Here is a 19,323-nt window from a genome sequence, read left to right as displayed (position 1 = left end):
GGGTGAATAAGGTCATTCGGGAGGCGAAGCCGACCGAAAGCCGGTGGAGGGATTTGAACCCTCGGCCTATTCCTTACGAAGGAATCGCTCTGCCAGCTGAGCTACACCGGCGCTCGCAATACGGAGTACCGGCATGACGGAAATAAGGATTCCGGAACCGGCGCGACCGTGGTCCGTGGTCACACCCGCGACAGGCGCACGTCCAGACAGACGTTCACCTCGTGGGGCGCGTACGACCGGACCTCGCGGCGCGTCTCCACCGTCACCTCGTACTCCCCGCCCGCGGCCGCCCTGACCGCGCGCTCGCCGGGGCCGAACGGGTCGTCCTCGTGCTGGATGTCGTAGAGGTGGAGCACGCACTCCTCGCCCGCGAGCGCGACCGCCGTGTCGAGGAACTCCGTCGCGGAGTGGGGGAGGTTCGCCACCACCCTGTCCGCCCAGTTCCCGTAGTCGGCGGCGACCTCGCGCACGTCGCCCTCGATCGCGGTGAGGTTCTCCGAAACGCCGTTCCGTCTCGCGTTCTCGCGCAGATACTCGACGGCGCGCGGATTCACGTCGCAGGCGACGACTTCGGCGCCGCGGGCGGCCATCGGCACCGCGAACGGGCCGACGCCCGCGAACATGTCGAAGGCGTGCTCGCCGACCTCGACCTGCTCGACGACGCGGTGGCGCTCGGTGGCCAGCCGCGGCGAGAAGTACACCTCGGCGATGTCGAGCAGGAACTCGTGGCCGTACTCGCGGTGGACCGTCTCCGTCCGCGGGCGGGACGGGGTTCCGCCGCCCTCCGGGCCGTCCTCGGGATCGTCCCCGGCCAGCACCTCCCAGTCGCGGACCCGGTACTCGCCTTTCACCTTCGATGCCCGGTTCACGACCGTCCTGCACGGGAAGTCCGACTCCAGGATCGCCTCGGCGACCCGCCGGGCCTCCCCGGGGTCGTCCACGTCGACGATCGCGATGTCGCCCAGGCGCTCGTAGGAGGGCTCGTACCCGAGGATCTCGTCGGGCGTCACCTGCCCCGTCCGCTCGGCGGCCTCGCGCTCGACCACCTCGTACTCGGCCGGGACCGCGTCGGCGTCCACCACCGGGATGTAGATGTCGTCGTCCTCGACCGAGATCTCGCGGTCGCCGTCCAGCAGGCCGGCGTCGGCCAGCAGCGTTCGGATCGCCTCGCCCTCCTCGACGGGGACCCTGACGCACGGGACGCGCATGGTTCGTCTCGCCCACGGGCGGCGAAAGGGCTACCGGTTCGTGGGCCCCGGAGCGGTTCGGACGAACCGACGTAGGCAATCGGTTTCATCCGGTGGTGCTTCCCGTCGCAACGCCTACTCCTCGAGGGGCGTATATTTCAGCACGGTACTGTCATGTCACAACCATCGGTGCTCCGCCGGCGGATTCTACAGTCGACGGCCGCGGCTGGCACGTTCCTCACGGCAGGCCGTCTCTCGACCCGAGGGCGCGCGTCGTCGAGACAGCAGGGTGATCCACCGGAGGAACTCCCGCCGGCGGAGGACCCCGACGTCGATCGGATCGCCGCCGATCCGACGGACGTTCCGCCGCCGGTCGACTGGAACACGCCCCGCGAGCACGAGATCACACTGCGGTCCGAGGAACTGGTCGCCGAGATAGAACCCGGCGCCACGTTCCGGTACATGACCTACGAGGGACGGATTCCTGGGCCGTTGATTCGCGTCCGCGAGGGCGACACGATCGACCTCACGTTCGAGGTGCCTGCCGACCTGAACCGAGACGCTCACAACGTCGACTTCCACGCGGTGTATGGCCCCGGCGGCGGTGCGGCCGACACCACCCTCGCGCCGGGCGACGCTCCGGCCCGGATCCGCTTCAGGACTGTCTATCCCGGGATTCACATCTATCACTGCGCAGTCCCGCTGATGGATTACCACGTGAGTTCCGGCATGTTCGGCGCCATCCTCGTCGAACCCGCGGACGGGTTGCCCGCCGTCGACAGGGAGTTCTACCTCGGCCAGCACGAACTCTACACGAACGGGGACCCCGGTGTAGACGGTCACCACACCTTCGACTTCGGGGGGCTGGGGGAGGAGGGGCCGACGTACGTCGTCTTCAACGGCGAGGCGTACGCGTTCACCGACGACGGCTACGGTCCGCTGTCCGCCGAGACGGACGAGACCGTCCGCGTGTACTTCGCCAACGGCGGGCCGAACCTCCCGTGCGCCTGGCACGCGATCGGTAACGTCTGGAGTCGGCTGTACCGCGACGGCGACCTCGTCTCCGAACCGGCCCGGTACGTCGAGACGACGCCCGTCGCGCCGGGGACGACGACGGCCGCCGAGATGGAGTTACCCGTCCCCGGCCCGATCACCGTCGTCGATCACGCGCTCACGCGGCCGGTCCGGCGAGGGGCTCGGGGCGTGATCGAGGTCGAAGGCGAGTCCGACCTCGGCATCTACGACCCCGATCCGTGAGAAACGCGGTCGGTCCCCGTCGGGGCGGCCACGTCGCGACCGTCACTCGCCTTCGGAGAGCGCGGTGACGAGCGGCGCGTCGACGGCCGGATCGTGGTTGAGCGCCGTCTCGACGCCGAACGCCGCCGCGAGCGCGTCGTCGCCCAGCACCGCCTCCGGCGTCCCCCTCGCCCGGACCTCACCGCCCGCGATGAGCACCAGCCTGTCACAGAAGCGCGCGGCGAGGTTGAGGTCGTGGATGGCCGCGAGCGCGGCCTTCCCACCCTCGACGGCGTCCTCGACCAGCCGGAAGGTGCGAAGCTGGTGGTTGATGTCGAGGCTGGCGGTCGGTTCGTCGAGCAGCAGCGCGGGCGTTCCCTGCGCGAGCGCCCGGGCGAACAGCATCCGCTGGCGCTCGCCGCCCGAGAGCGTCGTCACCGACCGGTCGGCGAACTCGGCGACCTGCGCGCGATCCATCGCCTCGCGGACCGCCTCCCGGTCCTCCCTCGTCGTCCGGCCGAACCGGGAGACGTACGGCGTCCGGCCCATCTCCACGGCCCCCTCGACGGTGAACTCGAACGAGACCGAGGTGTCCTGCGGGACGGTCGCGACCCGCCGCGCGACCTCGCGGGACGACAGCCCGGCGACGTCGGCGCCGTCGACCTCGACGGTCCCCGAATCGGGCGCGAGCGTCCCGTTGAGCGCCCGGAGTAGCGTCGTCTTCCCCGCGCCGTTCGGGCCGACCAGCCCGACCAGCTCGCCGGAGCCGACCGCGACGGAGACGCCCTCCAGCACCGGTTCGCCGCCGAGGTCGACGCGGACGTCGCTCGCGCGGATCACAGCTCGTACACCTCGCGTTTGCGGAGGAGATAGAGGAAGAACGGCGCGCCGGCGGCCGCGGTGACGATGCCGACCGGCACCTCCGCGGCGCTCGCCCGGGCGACCGTGTCGGCGGCGACGAGGAACGACCCGCCGGCGAGCGCGCTCGTCGGCAGGAGGATGCGGTGGTCCGGGCCGACGAGCAGCCGCATGACGTGCGGGACGACGAGGCCGACGAAGCCGATGACCCCCGAGACGGCGACCGCGGCGGCCGTGAGCACCGCCGAGACGGCGAGCAGGGTGCGCTTGGTCCGCTCGACGTTCACTCCGAGCGCGCCCGCGTCGCCCTCGCCGAGCAGGAGGACGTTCAGGTCGCGCGCGTAGCCCACGAGAACGAGCACGAGGACGGGGACGAGCACGGCGACGCTCGTCACGTCGTCCCACGTGGCGTTGGCGAGGTGGCCCATGAGCCAGTGGACGACCCGGCGCATCGACTCGCCCGAGCGCAACAGCATGTAGGAGACGACCGCGCCGAGCAGCGTCTGGACGGCGACGCCGGCGAGCAGCAGCGTCGCGACCGGCGTCCGGCCGTCCCGGGTCGCGATGAGATAGACGCCGAACCCGGCCGCGAGCGCGCCCGCGAACGCCGCCCCCCTGAGCCCGACGCCGAACGGGAGCGCCAGCGGCGCGACGATGGCGAAGACGGCGCCGACCGCGGCGCCCGAGGAGACGCCCACGATGGAGGGGTCCGCCATCGGATTCCGGAAGAACCCCTGCATCACGGTGCCCGCCGCCGCGAGCGCCACGCCGACGAACGCGCCGAGCGCGATGCGGGGCAGGCGCACGGTCATCACGATGGTCTCGTGGACCTCGGGGACCGGAAACGAGAACGGGTGGACGTACCGCACCGACATTCCCGTCCCCGCGAGGCCGGCGCTCGTCGCGCCCGCGACCCGCTCGAACCCGACGGGGACCGCGACGGCGTTGGCGACGACCGCGAGGACGTTCCGCGCGGGGACCGGGACGGGGCCGACGCCGGCGCTCGCCGTGACGACCGCGACGAGCAGGCCGAACAGGCCCGCCGAGGCGACGGCCGAGCGTCCCGGGGTTCGCATGGATATCAAGGTAGATTGCTTTAGGTAAATATTTATTGTCTTACCCGGTCGTGGAAGGCGTGCGACGACTCACGGCGATCCTCGTGGCGACCGCGGTCGTGCTCGCCGGCGTGGTCCCGGCCGCCGCGGCCGGAGCGACCGCGCCGACGGCGGGCGACGGGTCCGCGCCCGCCGACGCGGACGCGAGTGCTGACGGCGTACAGTATCGGACCGACGGCGACGTCCCGTCGTGTGAGTTCCCCTTCACGGCGACCGACGCGACGGGCACCGAGGTGACCGTCGAGGAGCGGCCCGAGCGGGTCACCACCCTGAACCCGAGCGCCGCCCAGACGATGTGGGAGATCGGCGGCGAGGAGCAGGTCGTCGGCGTCTCGCAGTTCGCGCTCTACCTCGACGGCGCGGAGACGCGGGAGAACGTGTCGGCGTCCGGCTTCGGCGTGAGCGTCGAGAGGGTCGTCGGCACCGAGCCGGACCTCGTGCTCGCGCCCAACTCCATCCCGGTCGAGACGGTCGAGGCGCTCCGCGGGTCCGGGCTCACGGTGTTCCACGTGACCGAGCAGACGAACGTGACGACCGTGCGCGAGAAGACGACGCTCATCGGCCAGTTGACCGGCAACTGCGAGGGCGCCGCTGAGGCGAACGCCTGGATGGACGCGAACGTCGAGGCGGCCGCCGAGGCGACCGCCGACGAGGAGCCGGTCCGCGCGCTCTACCCGCTCGGCGGCGGCTACGTCGTCAACACGGGCACGTTCATCTCGACGATGCTCGAGGTCTCGGGAGCGACCAACGTCGTCGGCGAGCGCGAGTTCGACGGGGGCTACCCGCAGGTGAACGACGAGGTGATCGTCGAACTGGCCCCCGAGTACCTGGTGCTCACCGACTCCTCGGCACACACCGTCGAGGGGGAGCCGTACGCGAGCACCCCCGCGGTCGAGAACGGGAACACGGTGACGGTGGACGCGAACTGGATGAACCAGCCCGCACCCCGCTCGGTGGTGTACGGCGTTCGTAACCTCACCGAGGGCTTCCACCCCGACGCGGCCGCGAACGCGGAGTTCGTCGCGCGCGGCGACGTGACGGTGGAGTCGGGCGACGGCACGGAGACGGCGTCGCCGACGTCGGACTCGACGTCGGAAGGGGAGACGACCGCGGACGAGTCCGAGCCGACCGAGACGAGCGCCGCGGGCTTCGGCGCCGCGGTGGCCGCGCTCGCGGTGCTGACGAGCGCGTTGCTCGCCCGCCGGTCGTAACGGCGAACCGACTGGCCGGCGGACCGGACGATTACGCCGGGCGTACCGACCGGCCCGACCGGTACGCCGACCGTACTGGCCGATCGTCCGGACCCGGCCGGTCGACCCGGGAACGTCACGTCGACCCGTCGGGTTCGTCCGCCCGGGTCCGACGTCCGGCGCGATCCCGGGCGGCGATAGCCGGCCCCTATCCTTCACGATAGAACTTACTCGATAACGAGTAACCCTTATCAGGCCGAGACTATTTTGTAGATTCGATGAACCACACCTCCAGAACTGACTTCAAATTCGAAAAGGAACGATGATGTGGCAAGACCTAGTCTTCCTGTGCGGGAGCGTCTTCTCGCTCGTCGTGCTCGTCCCGACCCTCCGCGACTCGATGGCGAACGTCCCGCTCGGGACCTCGATGCCGTCCGCGACGATAGGCATCGTCTACGGGGTGACCTTCTTCAGCCTCGGGATGACGATGTCCGCCTTCGGATCGCTCCTGACCGGGGTGATGTGGAGCCTCATCGCGACCCTCCGCTCGCCCCACCCGTTCGACCACCTGTTCGGGACGGGGACAGACCGGCGGTCCGCGCCGCGGTCTACCCCCCAGAACGCCGACTGAGCCGTTCACCCTCCTCTCCACCGGGCGGCCGGTCATGGACGGGCGAAGCCGATAGACCGCCAGCCCCGGCGACGGTAGGCTCGCCCCTCTCGTGGGCGAGGCCAGTTTCCATCGTACGACAGGCTCATCCGCGTCGTGAATCCGCCCTGTGAGGGAGCGTCCATCCCGTCGAGGGCCGATCCTCGGCGATTCGGCCGCGAATTGGAAGTTCGTACTCCCCACTGGAGTTACGATGCGCATAAATATCCTCGAGGGGGTTCTTCGAGTACGTATGTCACGGAGAACTCCGCTCGATCTGAACCGTCGCGACGTACTGAAGGCGACCGGCACGGCCGGTCTCGTCGGCCTCGCCGGCTGTACCGACGGCGGAAACGGCGACGGGAACGGTGGCGGCAACGGCGGCGGAAACGGGGACGCCACCGACGAGGGGACCGAGGACGGCGGGAACGGCGGCCAGGGCCAGCGGATCTCCTGGCACGCGGGCGGGCAGTCCGGCACCTACTACCCCCTCTCGAACGAGTTCAAGGGGGTCGTGGAGGCGAACACGCCGCACACGCTGCAGGTCCAGTCGACCGGCGCGTCCGTCGAGAACGTCGGGAGCCTGGCGAACGGCGACGCCGACTTCGCGCTGATCCAGAACGACATCGCGTACTTCGCGGCCAACGGCGAGGGCCTCGAGGCGTTCCAGGGCAACCCGGTCGAGAGCCTCCGGGGCGTCGCGACGCTGTACCCCGAGACGATCCACATCGTGACCCGGCCCGACGCCGGGATCGAGTCGCTCTCGGACATGGAGGGGGCCTCGATCAACACGGGCGATCTCGGCTCGGGGACGCAGGTGAACGCGCTCCAGATCCTCGAGACCGTCGGCATCACGCCCCAGGACTTCGACGAGCAGAACGCCGACTTCGGCACGGCGGCCGACCAGCTCCGCGACGGCGACGTCGACGCCGCGTTCGTCGTCGGCGGCTGGCCGGTCGGCGCGGTCGCGGACCTCGCGGAGACGTCCGACATCGAGATCCTGAACCTCGACGACGAGACCCGCAGCCAGCTACGGGACGCCGCCTCGTGGTTCGCGGACGACACCATCCCGGCCGGCACCTACTCCGGCATCGACGAGGACGTCGCCACCGTCTCGGTGCAGGCGATGATCGCCACCCGGGCGGAGTACGACGCCGACGTCGTCGAGGAGGTCACCGCGGCCATCTTCGACAACGTGGACGAACTGACGATCAAGACGGACTTCATCAGCGCCGACACGGCACAGGACGGGATGTCCATCGACCTCCACGAGGGCGCCGCCCGCTACTTCGGGTAGATCGATGCGAGGGGGCGTGACGCTCGCGGCGATCACGGCGATCGCGGGGATGGCCGTCGTGCTCGCCGGGGTCGGGGCGGTGACCGCGCCGGCCGACCCGCTGCTCGTCGTCGAGCAGGACGGCGAGGAGCTGCTCACGGTCCGGACGGACGGCTTCGTGCTCGAGTACACACACAGCGTCGAGAAGACCCCGGTCGTCGAGACGTACGAGCTCCGGAACGGGTCGCTCGTGATGACCCGCATGGAGTTCTCCTCGTACGGCGCCGGGCTCCCCTCGACCGCCGACGTGAACCGGACGGACGACGGCGCGTTCGTCTTCGAGCCGAACGCCGAGACCGAGGAGCTGTACGTCTCGCCGGGCGAGATCGCCGGACACGAGCTCGTCGTCGACGGCGAGCGTTACGACCTCGTCGAACTGTCCGGCGGGGAGACGGTACGCTTCCGCGTCTCGGAGGGGGCCGGCGAGCGACGGGGACGGGTGCCATGGGCGTAGGCGAACCGCCGGAGGAGCCCGGTCCGGACGCCGCTCCGACCGACGCGGAGTCGACGGACACCGAGGAGCTCCTGGAGGAGATCGAGCGCAAGCGGTCGCTCGGGGGGATCGCCGCGATCGTCGTCTCGGCGGTCGCGATCCTCTTCTCGCTGTTCCAGATGATCCTGGCGGCTCGCAGCTTCACCGTCCGGTTCACGCTCCCCCTGCTCGGGGAGGTGGAGCTGTTCGCCCTCCAGCAGCTACAGGCGAACGTCGTCCACGTCTCGTTCGCGCTGGTGCTCGCGTTCCTGCTGTTCCCGGGGACGGACGGGACCGGCGCCGTCGCCCGGCGGCTCGGCGCCCTCGCGGACGCGGTCGCCGGCCTGGGGCCGGCCGCCCGCCGCGCGGTGGAGCCGGTCCGGGGGGCGGTCCGGTGGTTCGCGGTCGACCCGAACCGCGACCGCGTGACGCCGGCAGACCTCGTGCTCGTCGTCCTCACGCTCACCTCGCCGGTGTACTTCCTCCAGGAGTTCGACGAGATCAGCAGCGTGCTCCGCATCCTGGGGCTGGAGGGGGGGCGACCGATCGGCGAGGTGTACCCGATCCTCCGGGCGCCGGCGGCGGCGCTGACGGCGGTCGGGCTCCCGCTCGACGCGTCGTACGCGCTGCTCCTCGGCACGGTCGGCGTCCTGCTCGTGCTGGAGGCGACCCGGCGGGCGCTGGGGACGTTCCTCGCCGGCCTCGTCGCGTCGTTCATCGCGTACGCCTACTTCGGGCACTTCATCCCGCGGGACGCTGCGCTCGTCGGCATCTTCTCCATCCCGCAGCTCTCGTGGGCGAACGTCGTCCGCAACCTCTGGTTCACCTCCCAGGGCGTGTTCGGCATCCCCGTCACGGTCTCGGTCCGGTTCATCTTCATCTTCATCCTCTTCGGCGCGTTCCTCGAGACGTCCGGCGCGGGCAGGTGGTTCATCGACTTCGCGTACGCGCTGACGGGCTCCCGGCGGGGCGGTCCGGCGAAGGCGTCGGTCGTCTCCTCGGGGTTCATGGGGATGCTCTCGGGATCGTCGATCGCCAACACCGTGACGACCGGCGCGTTCACCATCCCGCTGATGAAGCGGTCGGGCTACTCGCCGGAGTTCGCCGGGGGCGTCGAGGCGTCGAGCTCCTCCGGCGGCCAGATCCTGCCGCCGGTGATGGGCGCCGCGGCGTTCCTCATCGTCGAGTACACCGGGACGCCCTACGGCGAGGTGATCGTCGCGGCCGCCGTCCCGGCGATCGCCTTCTTCTTCGGCATGTGGGTGATGGTCCACTTCGAGGCGGCCAGACACGGCATCGGCGGCGTCGACCGGTCGACGCTCCCGCGGGTGGGGGACCTCCTCCGGCGGGGCTGGTTCTACCTCGTGCCGATCGTGCTGCTGCTGTACTACCTGGTGATCCGCCGGCTGTCGGTCGGACGGTCCGGCTGGTACACCATCGTGGCCGTCGTCGCGCTCGTCGCGCTCGTCGCCGCGTGGTCCCGCGGGACGCGCGTGCCGCTGCTCGCCGGCATCGGCCTCGGGTTCCTCGCGCAGGCGGCGGCGCTGGCCGTCGCAGGCGTCGGGGTCGCGGGGCTGGTGACCGGCGCGGCGGGGACGCCGCTGTCGCCCGTCGCCGCGCTCCGCGAGGCGGTGAGCTCCCTCGACGTGATCGTCCTCGTCGTCTCCGTCGGGGTGCTCCTCGTCCGCCCCGGCGTGGAGTCGCGGCTGCTGGAACTCGACGATAGCGTCGACGACACGGCCGAGGCCGTCGCCGGACGCGTCGGTCGCCCCGGACTCGCCGACAACCAGGCGTACCGGTTCGTGACCTTCATCGTCCAGTCGATGGACTCGGGCGCCCGCACGGCGACCACGGTCGTCGTGGCGGTCGCGGCGGCGGGCGTCATCCCCGGCGTCATCAGCGTGAGCGGCCTCGGGCCGAACCTCACCTCGCTCATCGTGACGCTGTCGGGCGGGTCGCTCGTCCTCACCCTGCTCATCGCCGGCGTCGCCGCGCTGATCCTCGGGCTCGGGATGCCGACGACGGTGATGTACATCCTGCTCATCGCGACGCTCGGCGGCGCGCTGGAGGGGCTCGGGGTGCCGATCCTCGCGGCGCACCTGTTCGTGCTGTACTTCGGCCTGATGGCCGACGTGACCCCGCCGGTCGCGGTCGCGGCGTACGCGGCCGCGGGCGTGGCCAAGGCCGACGAGTGGGGGACCGGCCGGATCGCCTTCCTGCTGTCGCTGAACAAGATCCTCGTCCCCTTCGCGTTCGTGTTCTCGCCCGGAATCCTGCTGTTGCGCCGGACCGAGGGCGAGGCGGTGCTGCTGACGCTCGCGGACCTCTCGGACCCCGTCTACCTCCTCTCGGAGGTCGTCGTCCCCATCGTCGGCATGTTCGTCGGCATCTGGGCGCTCGGCGTGGCGATCATCGGCTTCTACGACGACGAGGTGCCGACGGTCGGGCGCGTCGGCTACGCGCTCGCGTCGCTGCTCCTGATGGTGCCGGCGCTGCTGCTCTCGCCGGCGGCCGCCGGTCTCGGGCTGGTCGGACTCGACCTCGTGGCCTACACCACGACGACGGACGTGCTCGCGCGGTTCGCCGGTGCCGGCTTGCTGGCCGTGCTCCTGTTCGGGACGGTGCGCGAGGACGACCGGGTGGTCGCCTGACCGGCGGTCCCGGCGCGAACCCGTCCGATCCGACTCGCCGTCGGAGACGCCCCCCGCCGGATAGCACCCTTTTTCCGCCCGGCGCACACCCCTCCGGTATGGTCGAGAACGTCCTCTGGCCCGCGTACTTCGACGCGGCGCTCACCCGGGCGGAGGGGCGGCGGGTCGCCCAGGAGCAGGCGGTCGCGGAGCCGACGGTGGACGAGATCGCGAAGGCGGTCCAGCAGGTCGGCTACGACGCGACGATCGAACGCGACGGGACGTACTCGCGGGAGTACGAACCCCGCGGGCGCGTCCTGGTCTCCGGAACCGAGGACACCGCGAAGAACGACCTCGTGCAGGCGGTCGCCGCCTACATCGGCATCCTCCGGGGTGAGTGATGCGCCGCGTCGGCGAGGTCGTCCGGACCGCCGGCGGGGTCGCGGTCGTGCGCGTGCCGTCGGACGAGGACCCCGTCGACGTCGGCACGATGGTGGTCGACGACTCGCTGTCCACGGTCGGGCGCGTCGTCGACGTGTTCGGGCCGGTCTCGCGGCCGTACGTGGCCGTCACGCCGAACGACGGGGCCGCGCTCACGGAGCTGCTCGGGAAGCCGCTGTACGCCCGCTGACGCCGGCGACGCCCGGTCCCGCTACCCGGCCGCGGGCAGCGTGAACGAGACGGTCGTCCCGTCCTCGCGGCCGGGTTCGACCCAGATCTCGCCGTCGTGTCGCTCGACGATCCGCTCGCACAGCGCGAGGCCGATGCCGGTCCCCTCGTGGCACTTTCGGCCGTGGAGCCGCTCGAACACGTCGAAGACGCGCTCGGCGTCGTCGGGGTCGATGCCGATGCCGTCGTCGCGGACGGAGACGGTCCAGTCGCTCCCGGTCCGCTCGGCGGAGACGTGTACCTCCGGTGTGCCCTCGCAGTTGTACTCCATCGCGTTGTCCAGCAGGTTCTGGAGCAGCTGTCGCAACTGCCCGCCGTCGCCCGCGACGGTCGGGAGCGGGTCGGCGGTGATCGTGGCGTCGATCTCCTCGATCTGCAGCCCGAGGTCGTTGCGGACGTCCGCAACGACCGTCTCGAGGTCGACGGGCTCGAACGGCTCCTCCCCCGTCCCGACGCGCGAGTACGCGAGCAGGCCGTCGATCATGTTCCGCATGCGGTCGGCGCCGTCGACGGCGAACTCGATGAACTCCTCGCACTCCTCGGGGAGGTCGCCGTCGGTCCGGCGCTCGACGAGTTGCAGGTAGCTCGACACCATCCGGAGCGGCTCCTGCAGGTCGTGGGAGGCGGCGTAGGCGAACTGTTCGAGCCGCTCGTTCGACGCCTCGAGGGCCCGCTCGCGCTTCCGGCGTTCGAGCTCCCCCTTCACCCACTGGCCCATCAGCTTCAGGAACGTGCACTCGGCGTCCGTGAACCCTCCCGTCCGCGGCTCCGAGGAGGCGAAGAAGAACGTCCGGTCCGGCCCACCGTCGACCTCGACGTGCGTGCCCAGGTACGTCCGGAGGCCGAACTCCCGACGGACGACGGCGTCGCCGTACCCCTCCGCCTCGGGTTCGGTCACGCTCCCGGCCGCCCCGTTCCCGATGGCGGCGGGACAGTACGTCTCCGAGAGCGACAGCTCGACGCCCGGCTCGAAGCGCCCGCGGTCGCCGCCGACGTGCTCGACCTCGAACCCGTCCGCCCCGACGTCGACGCGGGCCATCGCGCCGAGTTCGAGCCCGAACCGCTCGCGGCCGAGCTCGAAGAGCGACTCGAGCTTCCCCTCGAACGACCGGTTCGGGTCCGCCGTGATCTCGTTCAGCCGCCGGAGGGACGACTGGTGGGCGTCCAGCTCCGTCCGCGTCTCGGCGCGGTCGAGCAGCGTCGCGAGCATCTGCTCCGCCTCGGCCTCCGCCCGCCGTGGACCGAAGAACTCCTCCGGCGGGATGTAGTAGATGTTGTGAAAGACGGTGCCGTCGTAGATGAGGTGCGGGTGCGTCTTGATGACGTCGCGGAGGACGTTCGGCGGCGTGGCCTCGTAGTCGTACTGACAGAGCGCGATGGCGTCCTCGTCGCGGAACAGCCTGTTCACCCTGCTCTCGTACTCCATGAACTCCTCGAGGTCGGTCCCGTCGCGCAGGACCCACCCCATCTCCGCGGTCACGCGGAGCGCCTCGTACTCCGCGGTCGTCGCCTCGACGGCGTCGGCGTAGAACTCGAGCATCCCGTCGGCGTCGAACGACCCGTTCCGGAGGTAGGTCTCCTCGACGGTGTGGAACGTGAGCGCCCCGGAGTCGAGCGCGGCGTCAACGTCGACGTCGGCGGCGCGCAGCGACTCGAGCACGTCGGCCCGCGACGTCCCGTCGACGACGTACATGCACCGTTCGCCCCGATCGAGCCCCTGTTTCAGGAACGGGGTCACGGCGGCGAACCGCTCCTCGTGGTTTTCGGAGAGGAGGGCGACGTGTTCGTTCATCTCGTGGTCGCCGATGGGTTCGACGGAGCCGTCGAACTGGGGACTCGTTCGCAGCGCCGACAGCCCGCTCTCTAGTCCGAGCGGCCTGGAGCGTCCGCTACGCTGGGCGTTTCGAATCACATCAGCGGTACTGCCGCGAGCAGTAATAATCCTGCGGCGAGCACTCGCGCGGTCATCACGGTCGCCCCCCGGAAATCCGCTCCGTTAGCCTTTACCTCCGCCGCCCCGATTCCAGCGTAATGGCACGAGCAGCCGAGCGGGCCGACCTCGAACCCGTCATCGGGCTGGAGGTCCACGTCCAGCTCGAGACGGACACGAAGGTCTTCTGTGGATGCTCGACCGAGCCCGCCGAGGACGAGGCCCCGAACACGCGCGTCTGCCCCGTCTGTCTGGGGCTCCCCGGGGCGCTCCCCGTCCTCAACGAGGCCGCCGTCGAGGCCGCCGTCAAGGTGGGGAAGGCGCTCGACGCGGACATCCCCGAGGAGACCAGCTTCCACCGGAAGAACTACTACTACCCCGACCTGCCGAAGAACTTCCAGATCACCCAGTACGACGCCCCGCTGTGTGCTGACGGCGAACTGGAGTTCTCCCACGAGGGCGAGCGACGCACGGTGAACGTCCGCCGCGCGCACCTCGAGGAGGATCCCGGCAGCCTCCGGCACGTCCGCGAGGGGACCGAGTCGCTGGACGTCCGCACCGCCTCCGTCGACCGCGCGGACTACACGCTGATCGACTACAACCGCGCGGGAACGCCGCTGATGGAGGTCGTCACCGAACCCGACTTCCGCGACCCGGGCGAGGTCCGCGCCTTCCTCGAGAAACTGGAGGAGGTGTTCGAGTACCTGGGCATCTTCGACGCCGCGCGGGACGGCAGCCTCCGCATCGACGCGAACCTCTCGATGGTCCCCGCCGACGAGATCGGCGAGGACGGCTCCATCGCCGACTCCACCCTCGAGTCCGCCAACCGGACCGAGGTGAAGAACATCTCCAGCCACAGGGGCGCCGAGAAGGCGCTCTCCTACGAGGAAAGCCGCCAGCGCCGGCTCATCCAGTCCGGCGGCGCCGTCGAGCAGGAGACGCGCCACTTCAACGAGACCCACGGCAACACCGTCTCCATGCGCTCGAAGGAGGAGGAGAAGGACTACCGCTACTTCCGGGAGGCGGACCTCCCGGCGCTGCAGGTCTCCGACTGGAAGGAGGAGATTCCCATCCCCGAACTGCCGGAGGCCCGCCGCGCCCGCTTCCGCGAGGAGTACGGCCTCGACGCGGAGGCGGCCTCGAAGCTCACATCCCGCAAGGCCGTGGCGGACCTCTACGAGGAGGTCGCCGCCGAGTTCGACCCGGACCTCGCGGCGACGTGGGTCGCGGACAACCTGCTCGGCGAACTCAACTACCGCGACATGGCCGTCGAGGACGTGATCGGTCGGCTCGACGAGTTCAAACGGCTCGTCGAACTCGTCGCCGAGGACGAGGTGACGACCAAGAACGCCGAGGAGACGGTGCTGCGAACGATGCTCGACGAGGAACTCGACCCCGACGAGGTCATCGAGCGCGAGGGCCTCGGCAAGGCCGACGACGACGCGGTCACCGACGCCGTCGACGCGGCGATCGAGGACAACCCCGACGCCGTCGAGGACTACCACGACGGCGACGAGGGCGCGGTCAACTTCCTCGTCGGCCAGGTGATGGCCGCCACCGGCGGGTCGGCGGACCCCGGAACGGTGAACCGGTTGCTCCGCGAACGGCTGGACGGCTGACGGGCGCTCTAACCCTCCGTATCACCGAAGGGACGTCGAAACCCATCGTCGGTCGAGGGTTTCGACGAAGCCGCGTCCACCGGGGCGGGAGAGGATTCGATCGGACGGGATCTCACCGCGACCGGATCCCGTGGGCTTCGATGCCATCGGAGAACATCGACGGAACGGAGTCGAGAGGTGGTACGGGGTAACCGACGGTTGCGACCCGCGAGCGGGGACGACGTCCACGCCGCTCCGACGTCGTTACGCGGCCGCCGGCCCGCCGAGCATGACCCTGGCGTAACGGCCCGAGAGCCACGCGAGCCCGTTCAACACGTTGAGCGAGAGGACGATCACGACGACGCCGAGGAGCGCGACCGCGGTCGCCTCCGGGAGCGTCGTCACCTGCCACGAGGTGAGCTCGACGACGCCGCGAACACCGACGAGGAGGTCGCTCCAGCCGTAGGCGAGCGCGGACTGAACCGTCGTCGGTCGGTCGAACAGCACGCCGACGTACACGCCGGGGAGGTCGTACACGAAGGGGACGAACAGGAGGGCGACGCCCGTCACGAGCAACGACGTGATGAGCACGAACGAGGCGATTCCGAACACGAGTTTCGTCGCGAGGTAGGTGAGAGCCTTCCACGTCGCCGGACCCACGACGAGCTCCTTCACCCGGACGAGGAACGGCCGGTCGTCGGCGAGCGAGAGGGGGGAGTCCGCGGGCGGGTCGATGTCGATGCCGAGGAGGAGCGCCGTGAGTTCCCGTTCGACCGACCCCAGCCCGACCGCGGTCGCCAGGACGGCGAGGAGGACGGGGACGCCGACGACGGTGACGGCGAGCCCGATCCCGACCGAGAGGCCGACCGCGAGGAACGTGAAGTACAGCAGCCCGAGCGGGAACGCCAGCAACAGGTACAGCAGGTTCCGATACGTCTGCAGCCGCAACGGCACCCCGATGATCGACCTGAGCGTCGGGGCCGGGAGGACGGCGGGGACGCGTCGGTGGTCATCGGCCTGCATCGTGTGACTCGTCATGCCGTATTGCTTATAAACCTCGGGGGTCACTCGCCGGGCCTGCGACCGTCCTCCCGTCCTTACGGTGGCGGGGACGCCAGTCGCCGGCAGTGGATGAACGGGCGCTGGAGCGAGGAATCCCGAACGACGCCGTCCTGCGACCGCCGCGCACATATGCAGGTTTTTATCGGGACGTGGGAAACGTCGCCGCGATGACTGGCGGGGACGAGTCCGTGGACGACGAGGAGTTCTTCGCGCTCCTCGACGACCCGTACGCCCGCGCCATCCTGGTCGAGATCAGGGACGGCCCCCGATCCGCGGACGACCTCACTGAGGTCGTCGGCGCCTCGCCGTCCACCGTGTATCGCCGCATCGAACGACTCCGCGACCAGGGCCTCGTCGAAGGCGAACACCGCCTCGACCCCGACGGACACCACCACGAGGTGTACACGGCCCGCCTGGAACGCGTCACGGTCGAACTGACGGCCACGGGGTTCGAGATCGACGTCGACCGGACCACGACGGCGGATGCGGCGGACCGCTTCACGAACCTCTACGAGGAGTTGTCGAACCGATGAGCACGCTTCCCCCCATCTCGGTCGGCGCCGTCACGCTGCCGTTCCAGATCGAGGTCACCGGCGGGTCGGCGCCGACCGTCGCGGCCGTCTTCGCGTTGCTCGCGGTCACGATGGCCCTCTCCCTGCTCATCACGGTTCGACTCGTCCGCGGGTACGCTCGGACGAGCGCACGGCCGCTGCTACTGCTTGCCGTCGGGCTGTTCCTCCTGACGGCCGCACCGACGATCGTCCAGCTCGGGTTCCTGAACGCGCTGGCCGCCCCCAGCGCCCACCGCATGGTGCTCGTGACGACCGCGAAACTCGCCGGCCTGCTCACGATACTCTACACGATCCACCAATGACAGCGATCGAACTCGTGGCGTTGACGACGACGGCGCTCACCGCGCTCGCAGGGTTGCTCGTCGCCGGGCAGGCCTACCGCGGGTACCGGCGGAACGACAGCAGCAGAATGCGTGCGCTCGCAGTCGGCATCGTCATCATCACGGTCGCCCCCGCCCTGATCACCGAGGTTCTCGCGGGCCTCGCGCAACTGACCGACGCGCAGACGCTCGTCGGCGTCCTCTTCACACAGGCCGTGGGCCTGCTCGCGATCTATCGGTCGCTCGGCTGACGGCGGTCGACCCACGACGGCCATCGGCGGACGGTGCACGGGTGGACGTGAAGTAGCTCGCCGAGGTAAGCGTGGAGAATTCGGTGGAGGGGCCGAGCTTCACGGGTCGTGTGGACCAACCAGCCGGGGAGTGTACCGGGCAGTGCCGGGAATCCGGATCCCACCGTGACGGACTGACCGTGCGACACGTCCGTCGAAGCACGTTCGCGGCGCTCCGTTCCTAGGATATAAATGCGGGGGCGAGTCGCTGCATCGCGAACTCGGACCCCCGTATTATAGGTCGTCCGACACGAGGTGGGGACGAGATGGACGATCATCGCTCCCCCACGGCGCCCGCCCGCGCGGACGCGGGCGAGTCCTCCCGTCGACCGACCTCCAGACGCGCGCTGCTCGGCTGTGGCGCCGCCGCGCTCGCCTCCCTCGCCGGGTGCGCGGGCGACCCGAACGTGGTCATGGGCAAACGCGACGAATCCAGTTCGACGTTCGACCTCGCGGACGGCAGCCTCCGGATCGACGCCGACTACGGCCAGTTCAGGGTTCGGCCGGCCGACGACGACGCCGTCCACGTCCGGGTCGAGAAGTCCGGGTCGTTGCTCTCGTCGCTGGCGAGCGTCGACGTGTCCGCGCGACGCGAGGGCGACGCGGTCGTCGTCGAATCGACCGCCGACGGGTTGGATTTCGTCGGCGTGGTCGACGGTCCCGACGTGACCGTCGACGTCGATATTCCGTCCGGGGTCGGCGTCGCGACCGCGACCGTGGAGGCGGGCGGAGTGCTCCTCGAGGACGTGCGCGTCCACGCCGACGGGGAGATACACGCGGAGAACGGCGGCGCGGTGGCCCGCCGCGTCGAGGGCGACCTCGCGATTTCGACCGGGAACGGCGGAGCGGTCGCCGAGGACGTCGCGGGCTTCGTCACCGCACGGTCCAGGAACGGCGCCGCCGCCGTGTACGGCTGTGACGGCATCGACGGTGCGAGTACGTCGAACGGGGGCATCGAGGCGGACGTGACCGCCCTCCGCGGCGACACGGAGCTCTCGACGGTCAACGGCGGCGTCGCCAGCACGGAGAACGGCGGCGTCGACGTCACCGACGCGTCGCTCTCGGACGCGACGGTCTCCGACTCGTACGTCGAGGGAACGATCGGCGAGGGAACCCACACGCTCCGCGTCGAAGCCGCAAACGGCGGCGTCACCCTGTCCGGACCGACGGAGTGGTGAGGGCCGGTGCGGGTGTGCAGCATCTTCGAGCGCGAGGTCCCCGGTCGACGCGACGAACTCATCCGAACCCCGCGACGGCCGTCCGGCACCTGGGTCCGAAGCAGTTTCTCCCGCTCGCACCGCCACACCGGCCCTTCATCCAGCATAAGTCCTTCCCTCACTCGCCGGCTCGGCGACCCTGATCCCCCCTATACGGTCGGAGACGCTGTGGACTCACCCGCCGTTCCATGCCCACGCAGACAGCCACACACCGTGACCGAATTCGGCGATTCGCTGGCGTCCCGCTCCGTCGCCAAACGTACCGCAACCTCGCGTATCTCGCGCTCGCGTTCCCGCTCGGACTCGTGTACTTCGTCACGGTCTCCATCGGTCTCTCGCTCGGCGCCGGCCTGCTCGTCACCTGGTTCGGCCTCCCCATCGTCGTGCTGACGCTCGTCGGCGCCACCGTGATCGCGGGCGTGGAGGCGACGCTCGCACGACGGCTCCTCGGTACCGACGTCGACCTGCCCCGAGCCCTTCGCGGAACGGGCACCGACGCCGCCACCACCCGTCCCGATGACGGCATCCTGGCGTCGCTCGAACGATTCCTGCTCGCCCCCACGACGTGGACGAGCCTCGTCCTAGTCGGCGTGAAGTTCGTGTTCGGCGTCGCTGCGTTCACCGTGCTCGTCACCGCCGGCAGCCTCGCAGGGGCGCTGCTCGCCGCGCCGGTCCTCTACGACGATCCTCACGTCACCTACCGAATCTACGACCTCACCGTCACGACCCTCCCCCACGCCATCACGCTGTTCGTCGGGGGGCTCCTGCTGACGCTAGCGTCCCTCCACGCGCTGAACTTCCTCGCCCGACTCGGCGGGGCGCTAACCGCCGCGCTCCTCGCCGTCGGCGGCGAGGCGTCCGGCGCCGAGAGCCCGACCTGAGCGGCGTTCGCTCGCTCGGGTGGTTTCCCCACCGTTTCGGTCGCGGTAGCCACTATGGAGGCCCGCGCATCGACCGATACATACGCTACAGTAGGCTTACGAACGGTCCGC

Annotated in this window: 19 protein-coding genes and 1 tRNA gene; 14 read left to right on the top strand and 6 right to left on the bottom strand. The window is 70.3% G+C overall.

From position 1 onward, the window contains the following. Positions 1–38: 38 nt before the first annotated feature. A tRNA-Thr gene (locus HUG12_RS01520) sits at positions 39–111 on the bottom strand. Positions 112–179: 68 nt separating this feature from the next. Further along, positions 180–1,208 carry a class I SAM-dependent methyltransferase gene (locus HUG12_RS01515; RefSeq protein ID WP_179267082.1) on the bottom strand — a complete coding sequence of 343 codons (1,029 nt, stop codon included), beginning with the start codon at positions 1,206–1,208 and terminating at the stop codon, positions 180–182. Between the two features lie 153 nt (positions 1,209–1,361). Between HUG12_RS01515 and nirK the strand changes: the two genes are divergently transcribed. Then, complete coding sequence (gene nirK / locus HUG12_RS01510; RefSeq protein WP_179267081.1) at positions 1,362–2,444, top strand: copper-containing nitrite reductase; 1,083 nt, start codon at positions 1,362–1,364, stop codon at positions 2,442–2,444. Between the two features lie 42 nt (positions 2,445–2,486). Here nirK and HUG12_RS01505 read toward each other — a convergent pair whose 3' ends face one another. Both HUG12_RS01505 and btuC read right to left on the bottom strand, forming a co-directional pair. Continuing rightward, complete coding sequence (locus tag HUG12_RS01505) at positions 2,487–3,263, bottom strand: heme ABC transporter ATP-binding protein (RefSeq protein WP_179267080.1); 777 nt, start codon at positions 3,261–3,263, stop codon at positions 2,487–2,489. Then, positions 3,260–4,357, bottom strand: coding sequence for a vitamin B12 ABC transporter permease BtuC (gene btuC / locus HUG12_RS01500; protein WP_179267079.1), 1,098 nt, complete (start codon positions 4,355–4,357; stop codon positions 3,260–3,262). Before btuC ends, HUG12_RS01505 begins: the two co-directional genes overlap by 4 nt. A gap of 59 nt (positions 4,358–4,416) precedes the next feature. On the opposite strand from btuC, the gene HUG12_RS01495 reads away from it, so the two are divergent. The 7 genes from HUG12_RS01495 to HUG12_RS01465 all read left to right on the top strand — a co-directional run bounded on the left by HUG12_RS01495 (position 4,417) and on the right by HUG12_RS01465 (position 11,304). Then, positions 4,417–5,607 (top strand): PGF-CTERM-anchored ABC transporter substrate-binding protein, encoded by a 1,191-nt coding sequence (locus HUG12_RS01495; protein ID WP_218836385.1) that lies wholly within the window; start codon positions 4,417–4,419, stop codon positions 5,605–5,607. A gap of 301 nt (positions 5,608–5,908) precedes the next feature. Beyond that, complete coding sequence (locus HUG12_RS01490; RefSeq protein WP_345776995.1) at positions 5,909–6,217, top strand: hypothetical protein; 309 nt, start codon at positions 5,909–5,911, stop codon at positions 6,215–6,217. Positions 6,218–6,488: 271 nt separating this feature from the next. Next, a complete protein-coding gene (locus HUG12_RS01485) occupies positions 6,489–7,532 on the top strand; it encodes a TAXI family TRAP transporter solute-binding subunit (protein WP_179267078.1) in 1,044 nt (347 codons plus the stop codon). A gap of 4 nt (positions 7,533–7,536) precedes the next feature. Continuing rightward, the gene (locus HUG12_RS01480; protein WP_179267077.1) at positions 7,537–8,025 is read left to right on the top strand and encodes a DUF1850 domain-containing protein; all 489 of its coding nucleotides are present in this window, start codon (positions 7,537–7,539) and stop codon (positions 8,023–8,025) included. Continuing rightward, positions 8,016–10,694 carry a TRAP transporter permease gene (locus HUG12_RS01475; protein ID WP_179267076.1) on the top strand — a complete coding sequence of 893 codons (2,679 nt, stop codon included), beginning with the start codon at positions 8,016–8,018 and terminating at the stop codon, positions 10,692–10,694. Before HUG12_RS01480 ends, HUG12_RS01475 begins: the two co-directional genes overlap by 10 nt. A gap of 98 nt (positions 10,695–10,792) precedes the next feature. Then, positions 10,793–11,074 carry a signal recognition particle subunit SRP19 gene (srp19, locus tag HUG12_RS01470; RefSeq protein WP_179267075.1) on the top strand — a complete coding sequence of 94 codons (282 nt, stop codon included), beginning with the start codon at positions 10,793–10,795 and terminating at the stop codon, positions 11,072–11,074. Further along, positions 11,074–11,304: an H/ACA ribonucleoprotein complex subunit GAR1 gene (locus HUG12_RS01465; protein WP_179267074.1), complete on the top strand. Its 231-nt coding sequence runs from the start codon at positions 11,074–11,076 to the stop codon at positions 11,302–11,304. Before srp19 ends, HUG12_RS01465 begins: the two co-directional genes overlap by 1 nt. 21 nt (positions 11,305–11,325) lie before the next feature. On the opposite strand, the gene HUG12_RS01460 is transcribed toward HUG12_RS01465, so the two are convergent. Beyond that, positions 11,326–13,254 (bottom strand): MEDS domain-containing protein, encoded by a 1,929-nt coding sequence (locus tag HUG12_RS01460; protein WP_218836383.1) that lies wholly within the window; start codon positions 13,252–13,254, stop codon positions 11,326–11,328. A 119-nt stretch (positions 13,255–13,373) separates the two neighbouring features. Here HUG12_RS01460 and gatB point away from each other — a divergent pair, with 119 nt between their 5' ends. Next, positions 13,374–14,891 carry an Asp-tRNA(Asn)/Glu-tRNA(Gln) amidotransferase subunit GatB gene (gatB, locus tag HUG12_RS01455; RefSeq protein ID WP_179267073.1) on the top strand — a complete coding sequence of 506 codons (1,518 nt, stop codon included), beginning with the start codon at positions 13,374–13,376 and terminating at the stop codon, positions 14,889–14,891. Between the two features lie 243 nt (positions 14,892–15,134). Here the strand turns inward: gatB and HUG12_RS01450 are convergent, their stop codons facing one another. Beyond that, on the bottom strand, positions 15,135–15,893 hold the full coding sequence (locus HUG12_RS01450; protein WP_179267072.1) for a sensor domain-containing protein: 759 nt from the start codon (positions 15,891–15,893) through the stop codon (positions 15,135–15,137). A gap of 206 nt (positions 15,894–16,099) precedes the next feature. On the opposite strand from HUG12_RS01450, the gene HUG12_RS01445 reads away from it, so the two are divergent. The 5 genes from HUG12_RS01445 to HUG12_RS01425 all read left to right on the top strand — a co-directional run bounded on the left by HUG12_RS01445 (position 16,100) and on the right by HUG12_RS01425 (position 19,212). After that, positions 16,100–16,465 carry a winged helix-turn-helix domain-containing protein gene (locus tag HUG12_RS01445; RefSeq protein WP_179267071.1) on the top strand — a complete coding sequence of 122 codons (366 nt, stop codon included), beginning with the start codon at positions 16,100–16,102 and terminating at the stop codon, positions 16,463–16,465. Continuing rightward, complete coding sequence (locus tag HUG12_RS01440; RefSeq protein ID WP_179267070.1) at positions 16,462–16,806, top strand: DUF7521 family protein; 345 nt, start codon at positions 16,462–16,464, stop codon at positions 16,804–16,806. Before HUG12_RS01445 ends, HUG12_RS01440 begins: the two co-directional genes overlap by 4 nt. After that, positions 16,803–17,075, top strand: coding sequence for a DUF7521 family protein (locus HUG12_RS01435; RefSeq protein WP_179267069.1), 273 nt, complete (start codon positions 16,803–16,805; stop codon positions 17,073–17,075). Before HUG12_RS01440 ends, HUG12_RS01435 begins: the two co-directional genes overlap by 4 nt. A 305-nt stretch (positions 17,076–17,380) precedes the next feature. Then, positions 17,381–18,292, top strand: a complete 912-nt coding sequence (locus HUG12_RS01430; protein ID WP_179267068.1) for a DUF4097 family beta strand repeat-containing protein — start codon at positions 17,381–17,383, stop codon at positions 18,290–18,292. Between the two features lie 227 nt (positions 18,293–18,519). After that, entirely contained in the window at positions 18,520–19,212 is a 693-nt protein-coding gene (locus HUG12_RS01425) for a sensor domain-containing protein (protein ID WP_179267067.1), read from the top strand. The last annotated feature ends 111 nt before the right edge of the window (positions 19,213–19,323 follow it).

It is taken from the genome of Halorarum salinum, from assembly GCF_013402875.1.
Classification (GTDB): Archaea; Halobacteriota; Halobacteria; order Halobacteriales; family Haloferacaceae; genus Halorarum; species Halorarum salinum.
Note: the sequence above shows the minus strand (reverse complement) of the source record. Positions and strands in the feature narration are given on the sequence as shown.

Coding starts and splice junctions, on each gene's coding strand:
- HUG12_RS01515 (WP_179267082.1), bottom strand. CDS start 1,208: ATGCGCGTCCCGTGCGTCAGGGTCCCCGTCGAGGAGGGCGAGGCGATC.
- nirK (WP_179267081.1), top strand. CDS start 1,362: ATGTCACAACCATCGGTGCTCCGCCGGCGGATTCTACAGTCGACGGCC.
- btuC (WP_179267079.1), bottom strand. CDS start 4,357: ATGCGAACCCCGGGACGCTCGGCCGTCGCCTCGGCGGGCCTGTTCGGC.
- HUG12_RS01490 (WP_345776995.1), top strand. CDS start 5,909: ATGATGTGGCAAGACCTAGTCTTCCTGTGCGGGAGCGTCTTCTCGCTC.
- HUG12_RS01485 (WP_179267078.1), top strand. CDS start 6,489: ATGTCACGGAGAACTCCGCTCGATCTGAACCGTCGCGACGTACTGAAG.
- HUG12_RS01480 (WP_179267077.1), top strand. CDS start 7,537: ATGCGAGGGGGCGTGACGCTCGCGGCGATCACGGCGATCGCGGGGATG.
- HUG12_RS01475 (WP_179267076.1), top strand. CDS start 8,016: ATGGGCGTAGGCGAACCGCCGGAGGAGCCCGGTCCGGACGCCGCTCCG.
- srp19 (WP_179267075.1), top strand. CDS start 10,793: ATGGTCGAGAACGTCCTCTGGCCCGCGTACTTCGACGCGGCGCTCACC.
- HUG12_RS01465 (WP_179267074.1), top strand. CDS start 11,074: ATGCGCCGCGTCGGCGAGGTCGTCCGGACCGCCGGCGGGGTCGCGGTC.
- gatB (WP_179267073.1), top strand. CDS start 13,374: ATGGCACGAGCAGCCGAGCGGGCCGACCTCGAACCCGTCATCGGGCTG.
- HUG12_RS01450 (WP_179267072.1), bottom strand. CDS start 15,893: ATGCAGGCCGATGACCACCGACGCGTCCCCGCCGTCCTCCCGGCCCCG.
- HUG12_RS01445 (WP_179267071.1), top strand. CDS start 16,100: ATGACTGGCGGGGACGAGTCCGTGGACGACGAGGAGTTCTTCGCGCTC.
- HUG12_RS01440 (WP_179267070.1), top strand. CDS start 16,462: ATGAGCACGCTTCCCCCCATCTCGGTCGGCGCCGTCACGCTGCCGTTC.
- HUG12_RS01435 (WP_179267069.1), top strand. CDS start 16,803: ATGACAGCGATCGAACTCGTGGCGTTGACGACGACGGCGCTCACCGCG.
- HUG12_RS01430 (WP_179267068.1), top strand. CDS start 17,381: ATGGACGATCATCGCTCCCCCACGGCGCCCGCCCGCGCGGACGCGGGC.
- HUG12_RS01425 (WP_179267067.1), top strand. CDS start 18,520: ATGCCCACGCAGACAGCCACACACCGTGACCGAATTCGGCGATTCGCT.